The sequence below is a fragment of the Pelotomaculum sp. PtaB.Bin117 genome (assembly GCF_002067195.1).
GTDB lineage: Bacteria > Bacillota > Desulfotomaculia > Desulfotomaculales > Pelotomaculaceae > Pelotomaculum_D > Pelotomaculum_D terephthalicicum.
Map to the genome: position 1 here is coordinate 1 of NZ_MVQM01000051.1, position 14,931 is coordinate 14,931.

The following is a 14,931-nucleotide window of genomic DNA, read 5'->3' on the forward strand; positions in this document are numbered from 1 at the left end:
TCTTTGCCATGCCCATTTTTAGGAATGTCGTGAAAAGGACAGTCTTTTTAGCCTGGCATGCCAGAATTTCCAGTTGCTTTATTCCAGATTTAATGATTCCTCCCATCTAATGCCGAGAGCCTATGTAACTCTCTCTTGGGGACAATGGGGACGGTTCTCATTGTTTGTGTTTGGGGTCCCGTATTAGACAATGAGAACCGTCCCCATTGTCTTTTTTAAGGCCGCCAGTATTTCGGCTTTGCTCATGCCGGCTTCTTCTCGCGGACGGTTGATAACAATCACGGGCAGGCCCAATTCCAGGGCCGCGGATACTTTTTCCTCCATGCCGCCGGCTGTTCCGCTATCTTTGGTAACCACAATATCGGCTTTGTAATAACGGTAGAGGGCTGCATTCAGTTCCCTGCCGCAAGGCCCCTGCAGGGCGATGATATCGCGTGGCGTCAGGCCGAGCGAGCGGCAGAAGGCAATTGAATCTGTTTCAGACAATACCCGCGCGATTAACCGCTTGCCCTGCAAATCTGGAGAATGGACAAACTCAGGCAAGTGACGCGTACCGATTGCCAGGAAGATATTGTTAAATACAGGGGATGCCACGGCGTTCACCGCCCCAGCCCATCCATCGACCCGTTTTATCAAGGGACTGACGGGCAGCTCGGCTGCCGGCCGGGCGCAGCGGTAATAAGGCAAACCGTGCCGGGCGCAGACCTGTTTCGCCATCTCAGTGATGTTAGCCGCGAAAGGATGGGTGCAGTCCACCAGCGCCGTAAAATGACTGCCCTGCAGCAGGGCGGACAGGCCGTCCTCTGAAAGCGGGCCGTTTATATTCGCCGCCGCCCCGGCGGCGCCGGCCAGTTCGGCCCCGTAGGCAGTCAAGGTCGCGGCCGCCACCTGATAACCCCGCGCGCAAAGGCCGGCCACCATTTCACGTCCCTCGGCCGTGCCTGCCAACACCAGGATCATATCTGATAACCCCGCGGTGTTACCAGGCGGCCGCTCAATACCCTGGTCCGGCTGTTGCCGATAATCACTGTCGACAGCATATCCACCGGCAGGCCGGCAAATTTCTGGAGACTGCTCACCCAAACTTCCTCCCCGCCGCGCCCGGCGTTGCGCACCACGCCCACGGGCGTTTCCGGCGGCCTGTGTTTTAAAAATATCTCCCCGGCCTGCTGCAGCTGGCTTCGTCTGCCGTGACTGCGGGGATTATAAAGAACGGTCACGAAATCCCCCCCGGCGGCCATTTCCAGCCGCCGGGCGATCAGGTCCCAGGGGGTCAGGCGATCGCTCAGGCTAATCACGGCGAAGTCATGCATTAAAGGCGCTCCCAGTAAGGCGGCCGCCGCCGTAGCCGCGGTCACGCCCGGAATGACCTGAACCGGCAGTCTGCTCTCCGGCGCGGCCTGATGCAGAACTTCCAGAACCAGGCCGGCCATGCCGTAAACACCAGGGTCACCGCTGGAAACGACAGCTACCCGTCTCCCGGCCAGGGCCAGCCGCACCGCTTCACGGCAGCGCTCCAATTCTTGAGTCATCCCTGATGACACTACTGCCCGGCTGCCGATAAGGTTTCTGATCAGTTCGATATAGACGTGGTAACCCACGATCACTTCGGCTTGCCCCAGCGCTTCAAGCGCGCCGGCCGTCATGCCTTCCGCCCGGCCGGGTCCGAGACCGATTATCGCCAGGCTGCCCTGGCCAGGGCTATGGTCACTCCTCCGTAGCAGTGTTTCCGGAAAATCAGTTCCCCTCCCCCCGCAGCCAGCAGAGCCGCCGGTTCGCATACGCCACCAACTCCCACCTTTTCCTGTACTGTTGAAGAAAAAGTCAGATCCGGCCTCATCTTTAACACGGCAGCCAGATCTTCCGCCGGATAAGTATTCAGTCCGCAGCCCAGCCGCCGCGCTGCCGCCAGCAAGCCCGGCTCACCGGCCTTAAGATCCATGCTGGCCAGCGCCGCCAGGCTCCACCTGCTATAGCCAGCCTCACGCAGCGCCCGCCTGAGGGCCGCCAGAATTCGGCCTTCCCCGATGTCCCGCCGGCAGCCTATGCCGGCCACAATTTGCGCCGGGCGGAAGAAGAGCCAGCGGGGGCCGGGGTCAGGCAGGCGCAACGACGTTACCAGCACTCCAGCGTCCCAACCTGACGTCCCGCCGAAAGATTCCAGGCTGAAACATGGCAGTTCCGGCGCCACCTTGCGGCAACGGCTTAACCAGGGCTCTTCGGCCCATATTCCCACCCGCCTGCCGTTAACCATGGCGGCGCTAACCGCCGCCAGCCTGGCGGGCGGCGACGGCTTCAGCCCCAGTTCCCGCGCCAGCAAGTCCAGGGCAGGCAAACCGTGCAGGTCGCTGGCGGTGGTGATTACCGCTTCACCGCCCAGGACACCGGCTGCCCGCCTGGCCAGTTCGTTCGCCCCGCCCAGGTGGCCTGACAGCAGGCTGACGGCAAACCGGCCTTGCTCATCCAAGACAACTACGGCCGGGTCCTTGTATTTGCTCTCCAGATAATTCGCCAGGCAGCGTACGGCAATCCCAGCCGCCATGATCAAGATCAGGCCTTCATAGCGGCCCCAGAGCACCCCCAGGAAATCCCGCAGTCTGCCTTCGACAGGCTCTGCCTCAATACCGTCAGGCACAGCTTGTTTGGCATAGAAAGTCACCTCGCCGCCCAAGCCTTTGGCCAGGCGCAAGCCTGTCTCAAGGCCGGCTTCAGTCAGGGTTACAATTGCCACATTCATCTTTCTTCCCTCGAAAGCTGTGTTCGAATTCAGGGTCATAGAGACTGGAGCGCCGGTAAGGCGCGGAAAGAAAGTCGCCGGTCAACAGCAGCGCGGTACGGTTGATGCCTGCCGCGGCGGCCCGTCGCGCGATATCAGCCAGCGTTCCCCGGATTACTTTTTCTTCCGGCCAGGAGGCCTTATACACCAACGCCGCCGGAGTGTCCGGACCATAGCCCCGCGCCAGTTCGGCCGCGGCTGCCGCGAGGGAGCCGGCGCTCAAGAAAAGGCACAGACTGGCGTGGTGTCCGGCCAGGGCCGCGAGACCTTCTTCCGGAGGCACCGGGGTACGCCCCTCGTGGCGAGTCAGGATCAAGGTCTGGCTAACACCCGGCAACGTAAACTCGCGCCGCACGGCCGCCGCCGCCGCGGCGAAAGAGCTTACTCCCGGCACCACCTCAAAAGGCACCCCCCTTTGAGCCAGCCCGTCCATCTGCTCCTGCACGGCGCCGTAAAGGGAAGGGTCGCCGGTATGCAGCCGCACGACCAGTTCACCGCGGGCCACGGCCTCAGCCATCAGATCCAGCATCTCTTCCAGCGTCATCCCCGCGCTGTTAAAACACCTGGCCTGGGGGCGGGCGTTATTCAACAACTCCGGATTGACCAGCGAGCCGGCGTAAATGATCAGATCAGCCCGGGCAAGCAGCTTTTGACCTTTCACGGTAATGAGCTCCGGATCGCCGGGGCCGGCCCCGACAAAACAGACTTTCATTTTGATTCGGCCCCCTTTACAATTATCGCGGAAAGATAATCATGTTTCCTGCCGGTCTCTGCTTCTAAATCACGGCTGATAATCTCCCCGTCAAGGCCGCAGCGGCTGATGAAAACCGCGTTTTCAGCCCTGCCGCTTTCTTTCAATACCCGGACGAGCTCATCGTAGCGTCGCGCCACTTTCATGAGCACCATGTTTGAAAAATGAGGCAGCAGTTTACCTAAAACCTCCGGCTCCTCAAGCAGGGGGACAACCGCCAGCAACTCGTCGCCTTTGGCCAGGGGCAGGTTCAGCCGCGCCGCCGCCGCTGCGAATGATGTGATGCCGGGAATTGTTTCAATCTCTACCTTGGGGTCCAACTCTCCGACCTTCTCCACCAAGTAGCTGTAGCTGCTGTAAAGACTCGCGTCACCCAGGGTTAGAAAAGCGACGTCCAGTCCTTCGCCCAACTTCTCCAACAGCTTGCCCGCCGCTGAATCCCAGGCTTTTTGCAGGCAGTCCCGGTTCCTGCTCATGGGCATTTGCAGGTTCATAATTTCCTGCTCAGACCTCAGGTGAGGTTTTGCCACCGCAAGGGCCAGGCTATCCTCCCCGTGACGGGAGACCGGCACGGCGACTACCGGAACCTGCTGCAGAACCCGCAGCGCCTTGAGAGTAATCAGTTCGGGATCACCAGGACCAACGCCCAGGCCGTAAAGTTTTCCAGTCAACTTGCAAGGGCCTCCTATACCTGTAAAGTAATAATATAAATTGCATTCAATGACTTCCAGAGCTGACTATGCCCGGCAGCCGTCAGGCGGGCAACGTTAATGCTGATCACTTCCGGCTCAAGTCCATGCGCACGGGCGAAGTCCATACCGCCCAGTAAGGTTTCCCAGGTTATGGCATTAATTACTATCCGGCCCTCAGGCTTTAGCTTATGTAAACATTCTTCAAGAATAGCCGTAAGCCTGCCGCAACTCCCTCCCACCAGAACCCTGTCCGCTTCCGGCAAACCGGCTAACACCGCCGGCGCCGCTCCCGCAGCCAATTCCACGTTATTCAAGGCAAAACGATGCGCATTTGCTTTAGTCAAGGCCGCAGCCGCAGGCTCTTTCTCTATGGCGTATACCTGGCCGGGGCTGACCAGGCGCGCGGCTTCAACTGTCAAGGAACCCGTTCCGGAGCCGATATCGTACACTGTCTGCCCGGGTTTCAAGCGCGCTTTAGCCATAGTCAGGATCCGGATTTCCTCCTTGGTCAGAGGGATCCCCTCTTCCCGCCGGAACATGGCATCGGGGATGCCCGGCGTCAGGTAGGGCCATTTGACTTCAGTCATCTCCCAGCACCATCACCGCGTCCGGCAAATCCCGGCCGGCCAGTTCGGACGCATTAAGCCTCACACAGCATTCTTCGGGAAAACCCAGCGCGGCCCCGACCCAGACTTGGCAATCCCCCAAACCGTTATGCTCAAGATATCGCCCGACCGCAGCCGGTGAGTTGCGGCCGCCGGCAAGCAGGACAAGCACAAGCTTGGCCCCGCCCCGCCGCAGGCCCGGCAAGAAGGGCTCCAGCAGGGCGATATCCCGCCCGTGCAGGCTGACAAACGTGGCTCGCTCCCAGGTGGCCGCCAAACGGGCGAAAGCCAGCTGTATGGAGCTGACCCCCGGCACAACCCGTATTTCTTCCTGGGGAAACTGCTTTTTCAGCCAGGGAAGCAGGCTGAAAAAGCCGGGATCACCGGAAACAAGCACGGCCGTCGGCTGCCCGCGAATTTTTCTCAGGTAGGCTGCCAGGGCTTCCAGATCACCGGTCAAGATGAATTTTTCCGCCCTCAGGCATTCAAACAGGCCCAGCGCTCTCGCCCCGCCGATTAAAACTCTGGCCTGCGAGGCGGCCTCCCGGGCTGCCGGGGTCAGGTAATCCGGGCTGCCCGGTCCGGTTCCCACCACAGTCAGCCAGCTTTTTTCGAACTCAGCCATGAAGAAGCTCCTCCATAATTTGGCGGGCAATCACATCCCGGCCGATAATTTCACCTTTAAGGTTTAACAGAGCGGTTCCCACCGCCAGGCGGTTGTGAACAAAGTCCCCGGCCTGCCTGCTGGCCCGGCCGGCCAGCAAATCCCAAAAATCCGCCTGGCCGCTGCCACGCACTATTTCCAACGCGGCTTCAACGGTAGGTGACGCCAGGACCTCCCGCACCGCCTCAGCACCGGCCCCGCCTGCCGCCAAATGAGCCGCGATAATCTCCCGCCTGCCGTCCGCCACCCGGCTGTGCGTGTAAAAGATGCCCCCGGCCACCTTGACCAGCTTGCCGGCATGGCCCCACAACAACACCCGCTTCACTCCGGCGTCCGCGCAGGCTTCCAGGAGGTGTCCGATAAAATTACTGGTCAGAATCACCGTTTCTCCAACAAAACCATAGTCTTCCACCGCCCGGCGCTGACCCATCCGGCCCGGTGTCAGCACCAGCGTCTCGTGGCCGGCCGCCCGGGCCATGCCGACCTGGGGAACGAGAGCAGACCGGAAAGCCTCAACAGACATGGGTTCGACAATGCCGGTAGTGCCAAGAATAGAAAGGCCTCCCACGATACCCAGCCTGGGATTTAACGTCCGGCGGGCCAGTTCCTCGCCGCCCGGAATGCTGATCGTTAATTCCACCCCTTGCCCGGGCTCCAACAACTGCGCGGCCTCATTCAAAATCATGGTGCGGGGCACCGGGTTAATGGCCGGCTCTCCCACGGAAACCGCCAAACCCGGCCGGGTGACAGTACCAACGCCGCGCCCGGCCAGGAGCCGCACCGGCCCCGGGCACAGCCGGGCGGCAACATGCACTTCTATTCCATTGGTAATATCGGGGTCGTCACCAGCGTCCTTAATTACCACCGCCTCGGCCCAATCTTGCTCCCGTACAACCTGAACGGGCAAGCACAACTCCCGCCCACCCGGTGTATTTATCTTTATGCGATCAGGCAGGAACTCTCCCCACAGGGCCATAATAGCCGCCTTCGCCGCCGCCGCCGCGCAGGAACCTGTGGTATAGCCCTCGCGCAAACGCTTCTCAGGCAAAACTCTTACCCCCATCCATCTATTGCACGTTTACCATGGCGCCGCAATCCGCAAGCCGGCAAAGCAGTTCTTCTTTAGCCCTCGGGAGAGGAATTCTCCTCAGACAGACAACCTTTCTTTTTCATGGCCCGCCCTATCTCAACCAGCCACGGCTTGTTTAATTCCGGCTTCCTTTATCATCAAGCAGATATAAAACCCCGGCCACGCAAAAAGCCAGGGTTCAGTAACGATAAACACTATTACCTCACCTCCCCATCTCGCGTGGCGCAGTGGTGCGGCTAAACACAGGCAGTTCTCCTGACTCGGCTTCACCGCCGTCTGCCTCCTTCCCGGACATTCAAGCCCAGTGGATTGCCTCGCAGACAACTCAACCTTACAGTGGCGCGACCGTGCTGGATTTGCACCAGCTTCTCTTAACCTGTCTTTTGTTATTTATTTTGTTATTATATTGATTTATTATTATTCTTCAGACTGAGGGAAAATCCTGCAAAGTAATAGAAACAAGGGAAAGGGAAGCAAAGGCGCGGTTTAATAGAGAAACTTACTGAACCATGCCCCAAACCGATACGGAAAAAGGAAGAGAGGCATTATCTCACAAGGGATAGTACCTCTCTCTTATTATTATTTGCGAAGTTCTAAACCATTTATTACTTAATGCATATCAATTAAAGTTTCAATACTTAATGATAGAAGATTCGAAACGTTGAAATTCGGAGTCAGAAATAAACTTGAATAATGTATTGCTAAACGTTATACAATAGAATATAATATTTAAAAGAAAAGGTGGTGTTATTATGGCTGCTAAAACAGCAAATGTCCTTGCTCGTGTCGAGCCAGAAATAAAGGAAAAAGCGGAAGCGATCATGTCAAAACTGGGGATTCCGGCTTCCGTTGTTATCAATATGCTCTACAAGCAAATTGTTATGACCAAAAGCATCCCGTTTTCCCTGTCGCTTCCCGCCGCTCCAATGGCACGGGATGAAATGGATGCCGATACGTTCAATACAATCATGCAGAATGGTTTGGATGAAGCAAAAGCTGACCATTCTCGTCCAGCTTCTGAGGTGTTCGCTGATTTAAGACGAGGATTATAGCTTATGACAGACAATACGTATACGGTTAAAATCACCACACAGGCGGAGGAACAACTGCAGGAAATCGTAAAATACATCGCTTCCGAGCTAAAAGCACCGAAAGCCGCTTTGCGTCTGCTCAATGAAATGGAACGCTCGATTTCGTCGCTTTCACAGTTTCCGCAGCGGGTTGCGGTGACAGAGGAAGAACCGTGGCGCACCTGCGGCGTTCGCAAAATGCCTGTGAAAAACTTTCTCATTTATTTCTGGATTGACGAAGAAAATAGTAAGGTGCAGGTTACCGCCGTTATTTACGGCAAGCGTGAACAGCTAAAACAGCTTTCGAAGATGGATTTGAAGTAAAATACTGTAAATTAAAGTTTTTAGCACTAAAAGGGCTTGGCCTCGTTTGAAGCTAAGTTCTTTTGCGCATATTTACATTAAATGCAGAGCAGATAATATAGATACCATATTTACTTTTACCCATGGTTCAATAAAAAAACAAAAAGGAAGCCGCCTAAGGGGACGTTCTTTTTGCTTCCCCGTTAACATTTACGCCTTAAAGACTATATTTTGATTCATGAATGAGCAGATGGGCATGGAGCCAGGGCGGGAATACTGAAAATAGACAACGTTATTCTTCGAAGAGTTTCCGCAAGTATAGATCTCTGTTATCCATGAAACCTTTGGTTATCTGGTAATGCGAAGTTTCTTCGTAAGCAGTCTCAGAGACCGGTGAAGTGTCGAAATCAAGAATTTGTGCCCCCGGGTAAGCCAAAATAATTGGAGAATGAGTTGCGATAATAAACTGGGACTGACCCTCTTGATCCAATTCCCTGATGATTTTCAACAAAGCCATTTGGCGAGTTGGGGAAAGAGCAGCCTCAGGTTCATCCAGCAGGTAAATCCCCTTTTTCCCAAACCTGTTGGAGAAGATGGAGAGAAACGATTCCCCATGTGATTGTTCGTGAAGGGACTTTCCCCCATAAGCCAGATAAGCTTCCGGACCAAGACTATCAATATGGGACGCAAAATTGTAGAAGCTTTCCGCCCTTAAAAAGAAACCGTTCGTTACCTTTGGCGACCAGGCAAGCCTTATAAAATCACCTAATGCTGACTCAGAGGATGGGACTTCATAATAGTTATTCCTTCCGCCCCCGGCTGTGTTGAAATCACATTTATAGGCGATTGCCTCCATGAGCGTTGACTTTCCCGAGCCGTTTTCTCCGATAAAAAAGGTCACCGTATTTTTAAACTCAATAGTATCCAATCCCTTAAACGCAGGCATGGAAAACGGATAAACCTTGCGACTCGGAATATTTTCATTCAGAAAACTTAGTCTTCTCAAGAACATTCTCAGGTTTTCTCCCCAGAGAGGATGGGGGGAAGCAAAAAGAACGTTCCCCCCGCTTCCCCCTTTTACCTCTATTTTATTTCCAGTGTCCCTATTTCCGCCAGGTCGCTTAAACTGTTGGCCTTAATATATCTTCCCGACAGGGTATACAGCACGTCATTGATATATATAATCCTGTCGACGTTCTTGTCGCTGTCGTACCAGTAGCTGCCCGCCTTCTTGTAGTCCTCGTCCGAAAGGTGAGTGATCCGTCCCTTGAGGGCGAAGCCGTTGTCCAGGTCAATGTTATAGACGTAAGCGCCCTGGTAAACAAACTGACCGTATGCGGGGAAGCCATCCCGCACTTCGCCGCCGTTTACCTCCATGAGGCTGACGGGGAAGGCCAGCAGGTTCTTATCCTTGGAGAACAGCAAGGCCTTATGATTGCGCAGCAATTCGGAATCAGTGCCCCGGTCGCCGATCTTCTCTTTGTACATCTCCACCGGATTGCTGACGTCCGTCACATCAAAGACGGCCATTTTCATTCCCGTGTAATACGCCACGCTGTTCGTTCCGCCGCTGTTATCGCCTTTTTGTCCAAGCTCGATTGTGTCTTTTCCGAAGCCGATGATATGGTTTTCGTCGTAGGGGTGCAGGTAGTCGCTATAGCCGGGTATTTTCAAAGCGCCCAGTATCTCAGGTTGGCCCGGGTCTCCCAAGTCAATCACGAAGAACGGATCAACTGTTTTAAACGTCACCATGTACCCGCGGTCTCCCACGAACCGCACGGAGTAAATTTTTTCTCCCGGCGCGATATCCTCTAACTGGCCGACTACATTCAGCCCACTATCCAGAACGTAAACATTATTCTTCGAGGTGTACTCGCCGGTGCGCCATACGTCGCCGCTGGTGGTGGCGATCCGGAAGTTATCATTGTATTCATCCATGGAAAACTGGTTTAATATAGTTCCCGGCACTTCGCCGCCGGCAGAGTATGACAACTTTCCGTCATTCAGGGCGAACTTGTAAACCTTTGTTTTATTCCTGTCAGCAGGCTGGGAGCCGGGCAATATTTTGGCTGCACTATCTTCTAGTATGCCATAACGGTAACTCGCACTCGTCACCGCGACATACAAGTTTTTCATGGAAGCGTAGATGTTTTCACTGGAACCAAGGTAAGTGTTCACGTCCGCTTTTTCATCCGGCCTGTCTAAATTAATGCCGGCGACAATCAGGTAATTTGGCTGCATGAAATCGGGAAAGCATTTGATACTTGTATAATCTATATCTACATAGTCATTGCCTGTCGCCGTATCACGGTAGAAAGGTTTGGGATTCTCTATCTCTTTTTGGGGATAGTAATAAATACCCCTGTTTGCCAGCAGGTAAAACGCTTCGCCTATTTTCCGGGAAGAGACGTATCTCCCGTCCAGCTCCAGCTCGCGCACCTGTTTAATGGCCGACTTGTCGGCGATATCATAAATAATTGCTTTTACCGTATCACGCTGATAGGGCGGCGGGTATATATCGGGACTTATTTTTTTGCTTGTTTCATCCATCGGCATAATAATGGGACCATCCCCGCGGCTGTATGTCTGACCAATTACAATCAGGTGCCTGTCATCCACATACATTTCGTTCGGAATAAAGTTTTTATCGGTAAAATCCAGGCTGCCGGTCATTTGCATATCTCCGGCCGGGTAAGCTTTAGCTATTACGACACGCTGATCCTTAACCAAATAAATATAGCTGCCGTCGGTTTTAACAATATCCGCCTCGTCAACACCCTCCACCTGGACATTTGTTCTGGAATAGTCGCTGCCGGAAGCATTAGCGAGAGACTGCGCCGTATCCGCCGACTTTGCCGACTCCGGCGCCGCCCCCGTAACCGCGGGGGCGTTTTTCATCACTCTCTGGTCATAGCCTGCTTCAGTCTGTAAATTAGCTAAAAGACTTTTTAAGTTTTCATACGTGCCTACTACCGGGAGGTCGTTGGCTTTTGAAGGCGGTGCGGGCAAGTCGCCGGGAGGTCCGATTAAAATTGCTTGAGCTGTCTCATCCCACTCCACCTCATACTGCAAAGCTTCAGCCAGCCAGCGGGCGGGTATGAACACCCGGTCGGACACGGCCAAGGGAGCAACATCCATCGAACGCTCCTCTTCACCCACGTACAACAACTGGCTGCCCACGGTCATCCGTATCACAGCAGCGTCCGTGGTAAAAGCAACTGTCTGCGACGCGCCGTCCCAGGCGATACCTTCATCCGGAACCCCCAAGGCGCGGCCGAGGTAGCGCACCGGAACGTATACCCGGCCATCCCGGGTAAATGGGGCGACATCCATTGTAATCGTTTGGCCGTCGCTGATATACATTTTCTGGTTAACTAAAAAAGTTGCCTGATGCTGCTCCATGGCGCTGCCTTTTGGCTGAAGCCAGGGGATAAAAATAACTGCCAGGGCCAGAACTACAATTAGGACAATAAATTTTTTCATAGAAAAACCTCTTTCATTTTTTAATTTTAAATTATTAGACGTTAATCATGAAATAAAGGTTCATCAACATTTTCCAAAAAGGCGGCAACAAAGCTGAAAACTCTTTTAGTATAGTCAGCTCGATCTTCTTTGGATTTTATAAACCGGCGTGAAAAAATTGTGAATTCATGGAATTTATGATATTATTCAAAAAATCCATGTATGAGTTGAAGCATAGAGAGAGAATTGCTGATTAATTTTTCTAAGGGGAATTCCGATGGGACATATCGCAAATGACAAAGAAGAGGTTTACATGGCGCTGGCTGAACGATTGCATAAGAATCCGGTGGGAGCGCCCGTAAACGAGGTTCTGATGGAAATTCTCCACCGCCTCTATACCGAGGGCGAGGCCATGGTGGGCAGTAAATTTCCCATGGTTCCTATAAGGTTGAATAAGATTGCCGCTATCACCGGAATAAAAGAAGAAACGTTAAAAGAAACACTGGACAGTATGTCCGACAAGGGGCTTGTGCAGGAGCTGCCCGCGAAGAAAGGTACCTACTATATGCTGACCCCGATGGTGGTAGGCTTTTTTGAGTTTACCTTCATGCGGGTGAGAGACGAGATAAAAAACATGAGGGAACTGGCAGAACTATTCGAAAGATATTTTCGCAGGCCTGAAGTTGGGGAAGAGTTCACCGGCACCGCTACCAAGTTGATGAAGGCGCTGGTATATGAAAGCCTGATCCCGGCTATAGTGGAAACAGAGGTTTTAAGCTACGAGAAGGCTTCTGAAATCATCCGCCAGTCCGGCAGGGGGGCGCTGTCCTTATGTGCGTGCCGTCACAAGGCAAGCCACCTGGGCAGGACTTGTGACGCCGGCGCGCCTATGGAAACGTGTACCACCCTGGGTGACACTGCAGACTGGCTTGTAAGCCGGGGTATGGCCAGACCGGCCGCTGTGGACGAACTGCTGCAGGTGCTGGACCAAACAGAAAAACTGGGGCTGGTCCATCTAGGAGATAATGTGCTTAACCAGCCGGCTTACCTCTGCCACTGCTGCGGCTGCTGCTGCGAGGCCCTGCGTCCCACCAGGAAGCATGGAAAATTGTTCGCGCACCCCAGTAATTTCATCCCGGCTCTAGACCAGGATGGTTGTTCCGCGTGCGGTACCTGCGCCGATAGCTGCCAGATTAAAGTCATTACCATGCGCGATGACGGAAGCGGGGTTGAAGTGCCGGAGATTAATAAGGAAACCTGTATTGGATGCGGCGTTTGCGCCTCCGCCTGTCCGAACGGCGCGCTGACCATGTCCCGCAGGCCGGTTTTGCACGTTCCCCCGAAGAATAAAATGGAGCTATTTACCCGCATTGCCAGAGAAAAGGGCAAAATTTAAACTAAGAATTATTATAATGGAAAAATATTTACAGCATACCTTCCTCCCTATCCATTTTTAACTCTATACTTTATATCGATCGCTGCACCCTCAGTTTTGTTCGTTAGACAACAACTTCGCAAATCGCCTTTTATTCAGAGCTGCTGCTGTTGTTTTATAAAGCTGGATTACCACCAGCGGGATCAGGGCAAAGCCAGCCACCAGGTGCAATTCGTTTTTTATTGCGGGATATACGTCAAATATGCCCTGAAAGGCTGGAACTATGAGTGCGGTTGTAAGTAAGGCCGCGCCAATAAACAGGGCAGCCCACTGGTATTTGTTTGTAAATATTCCTATTTTATAAAGCGGCAGCCTGGAACGGCAGTTTAAGCCGTGAAATAGCCGGGCCAGAGACAAGGTGGAAAAGGCCATGGTGCTGCCAAGTCCGACACCTTCTTTATACAGGCCGTAATAAAAAGCGGCAATCGTGCTGGCGGCAATTACGGCACCCTCCAGAAATATTTTCGCAAGAAAGTTTTTGGTCAGAATCGGCTCATTGATGTTCCTGGGTTTTTCGCTCATGGTGTCTTTATTGTGCGGCTCCAGACCCAGCGCAATAGCTGGCATGGAATCGGTAAGCAAATTAATAAAAAGGAGATGCACAGCCGTAAACGGCAGGGGCAGGTGCGCCACCGAAGTATATAAAACGGCCAGTATACCGGCCATATTCCCCGACAGGAGGAACTTAATGGAGTTTTTAATATTGGTATAAATGCTCCTGCCGTTGGAAACCGCTTTGACAATAGTAGCGAAGTTGTCGTCCGTCAGCACCATATCAGACGCTTCCTTGGCCACCTCGGTACCTACTTTTCCCATGGCTATGCCGATGTTGGCCTGCTTGAGCGCGGGCGCGTCGTTAACCCCGTCGCCAGTCATGGCCACTACAAGGCCTTTTTCCTGCCAGGCCTTGACAATCCTTATTTTATGTTCCGGTGATACGCGGGCATAAACTGAAATGTTGTTTATGGCGGAACTGAGCTGTTCGTCGGTAAGCTTGTCCAATTCGTAGCCTTCCATGGCCTCTTTTTCATCTTTTAATATGCCGATTTCCCTGGCAATGGCCGAGGCGGTGATCTTGTGGTCGCCGGTAATCATAACGGGCTTTATGCCGGCTTTGACACAATCCATGACCGCTTTCGCGGACTCTTCACGCGGCGGGTCAATCATGGCCACCAGACCCAGGAGGGTAAGACCGTCTTCATCTGACAGCATTAATTCCCGGCGGTCCTCGATAACCTTATAAGCAATGGCCAGAATACGCAGCCCTTCTCGGGAAAGGTTCAGGTTAACCTGCTCCATGCCGTCCAGGTCTTGCCTGGTGGCGGTGCGCGCACCGGCAGGGGCGGCGATACTCTTGCTTCTTTTTATGATTACATCAAAGGCGCCCTTGGTAATCATAAAAAGGCGGCCTTTTCTTTCATGCAGGGTGCTCATCATCTTACGGTCGGAGTCAAACGGCAGTTCCGCAATACGGGGGGAGGCAGATCTTATAGCGGCCTCAGCAAGGTCATATCGCGCGGCCATATCGTTCAAGGCCACTTCGGTGGGGTCGCCAATAGACTGGCCGTTTTGAGTCACTGCGTCATTGCAGAGTACGCTCATTTCAACCAGGTCGCGGGTTAAGGGGTGGTTTAGGTCCAGTTCTTTTGCGGATACTGTGTTGCCGGCCACATGAATTTTTGATACAACCATTTTATTCTGGGTTAAAGTGCCTGTTTTATCCGAGCAGATTACCGAGACGCTGCCCAGGCTTTCCACTGCCTGAAGCTTTCTGATGATGGCGTTTTCCTTGGCCATTTTTTGTGTGCCGATAGCCAGTACAATGGTTACAATAGAGCTCAAGGCCTCAGGAATCGCCGCCACCGCAAGCGCCACCGCGAACATAAAGGACTCGCCCAAGCCATAGTCCCTGACCACATTTATAACAAAAATAATGGCACAAAGCCCGATGATGACAAAGGCCAGTTTCTTGCCAAAGGCGTCCAGACTTACCTGCAGCGGGGTTAGCTTCTCTTTGGCAGTTTCCAGCAGAGACGCGATTTTACCCAGTTCAGTATGCATCCCCGTGGCGGTGACCACCGCC

At 53.6% G+C, this 14,931-nt stretch carries 15 protein-coding genes and 1 riboswitch; of the genes, 3 read left to right on the forward strand and 12 right to left on the reverse strand.

The window, feature by feature from the left end; genetic code table 11:
* Positions 1-183 precede the first annotated feature (183 nt).
* The 9 genes from cobK to A4E54_RS03180 all read right to left on the reverse strand — a co-directional run bounded on the left by cobK (position 184) and on the right by A4E54_RS03180 (position 6,848).
* Positions 184-960, reverse strand: coding sequence for a precorrin-6A reductase (gene cobK / locus A4E54_RS03140; protein WP_240082565.1), 777 nt, complete (start codon positions 958-960; stop codon positions 184-186).
* A complete protein-coding gene (gene cobJ, locus A4E54_RS03145; protein ID WP_240082566.1) occupies positions 957-1,646 on the reverse strand; it encodes a precorrin-3B C(17)-methyltransferase in 690 nt (229 codons plus the stop codon). The genes cobK and cobJ overlap by 4 nt, the downstream gene beginning before the upstream one ends.
* 29 nt (positions 1,647-1,675) lie before the next feature.
* Positions 1,676-2,737 carry a cobalt-precorrin 5A hydrolase gene (locus A4E54_RS03150; RefSeq protein ID WP_240082567.1) on the reverse strand — a complete coding sequence of 354 codons (1,062 nt, stop codon included), beginning with the start codon at positions 2,735-2,737 and terminating at the stop codon, positions 1,676-1,678.
* Positions 2,709-3,488: a precorrin-4 C(11)-methyltransferase gene (gene cobM, locus A4E54_RS03155; RefSeq protein ID WP_240082568.1), complete on the reverse strand. Its 780-nt coding sequence runs from the start codon at positions 3,486-3,488 to the stop codon at positions 2,709-2,711. The genes A4E54_RS03150 and cobM overlap by 29 nt, the downstream gene beginning before the upstream one ends.
* Positions 3,485-4,198 carry a precorrin-2 C(20)-methyltransferase gene (gene cobI / locus A4E54_RS03160; RefSeq protein ID WP_286724323.1) on the reverse strand — a complete coding sequence of 238 codons (714 nt, stop codon included), beginning with the start codon at positions 4,196-4,198 and terminating at the stop codon, positions 3,485-3,487. Before cobI ends, cobM begins: the two co-directional genes overlap by 4 nt.
* Positions 4,199-4,212: 14 nt before the next feature.
* Positions 4,213-4,806 carry a precorrin-6Y C5,15-methyltransferase (decarboxylating) subunit CbiT gene (gene cbiT, locus A4E54_RS03165; RefSeq protein WP_240082570.1) on the reverse strand — a complete coding sequence of 198 codons (594 nt, stop codon included), beginning with the start codon at positions 4,804-4,806 and terminating at the stop codon, positions 4,213-4,215.
* A complete protein-coding gene (gene cbiE, locus A4E54_RS03170) occupies positions 4,799-5,449 on the reverse strand; it encodes a precorrin-6y C5,15-methyltransferase (decarboxylating) subunit CbiE (protein WP_240082571.1) in 651 nt (216 codons plus the stop codon). Before cbiE ends, cbiT begins: the two co-directional genes overlap by 8 nt.
* Positions 5,442-6,536, reverse strand: a complete 1,095-nt coding sequence (gene cbiD / locus A4E54_RS03175; protein WP_240082572.1) for a cobalt-precorrin-5B (C(1))-methyltransferase CbiD — start codon at positions 6,534-6,536, stop codon at positions 5,442-5,444. Before cbiD ends, cbiE begins: the two co-directional genes overlap by 8 nt.
* 138 nt (positions 6,537-6,674) lie before the next feature.
* On the reverse strand, positions 6,675-6,848 hold the full coding sequence (locus tag A4E54_RS03180) for a hypothetical protein (protein ID WP_240082573.1): 174 nt from the start codon (positions 6,846-6,848) through the stop codon (positions 6,675-6,677).
* Positions 6,807-6,973, reverse strand: a riboswitch (cobalamin riboswitch). (Overlaps the previous gene by 42 nt.)
* Before the next feature lie 357 nt (positions 6,974-7,330).
* Here A4E54_RS03180 and A4E54_RS03185 point away from each other — a divergent pair.
* Both A4E54_RS03185 and A4E54_RS03190 read left to right on the forward strand, forming a co-directional pair.
* Positions 7,331-7,630, forward strand: coding sequence for a type II toxin-antitoxin system RelB/DinJ family antitoxin (locus A4E54_RS03185; protein WP_240082574.1), 300 nt, complete (start codon positions 7,331-7,333; stop codon positions 7,628-7,630).
* Between the two features lie 3 nt (positions 7,631-7,633).
* Positions 7,634-7,972, forward strand: coding sequence for a type II toxin-antitoxin system RelE/ParE family toxin (locus A4E54_RS03190; RefSeq protein ID WP_240082575.1), 339 nt, complete (start codon positions 7,634-7,636; stop codon positions 7,970-7,972).
* Between the two features lie 271 nt (positions 7,973-8,243).
* Here A4E54_RS03190 and A4E54_RS03195 read toward each other — a convergent pair whose 3' ends face one another.
* Together A4E54_RS03195 and A4E54_RS03200 are read right to left on the reverse strand one after the other, a co-directional pair.
* Positions 8,244-8,963: an AAA family ATPase gene (locus A4E54_RS03195; RefSeq protein ID WP_240082576.1), complete on the reverse strand. Its 720-nt coding sequence runs from the start codon at positions 8,961-8,963 to the stop codon at positions 8,244-8,246.
* A gap of 71 nt (positions 8,964-9,034) precedes the next feature.
* Positions 9,035-11,434 (reverse strand): beta-propeller domain-containing protein, encoded by a 2,400-nt coding sequence (locus tag A4E54_RS03200; protein WP_240082577.1) that lies wholly within the window; start codon positions 11,432-11,434, stop codon positions 9,035-9,037.
* A 256-nt stretch (positions 11,435-11,690) separates the two neighbouring features.
* Here A4E54_RS03200 and A4E54_RS03205 point away from each other — a divergent pair, with 256 nt between their 5' ends.
* Complete coding sequence (locus A4E54_RS03205) at positions 11,691-12,809, forward strand: 4Fe-4S dicluster domain-containing protein (RefSeq protein ID WP_240082578.1); 1,119 nt, start codon at positions 11,691-11,693, stop codon at positions 12,807-12,809.
* Positions 12,810-12,899: 90 nt separating this feature from the next.
* On the opposite strand, the gene A4E54_RS03210 is transcribed toward A4E54_RS03205, so the two are convergent.
* Positions 12,900-14,931: cation-translocating P-type ATPase (locus A4E54_RS03210; protein WP_286724327.1), on the reverse strand; the 2,032-nt coding region annotated here is incomplete at its 5' end.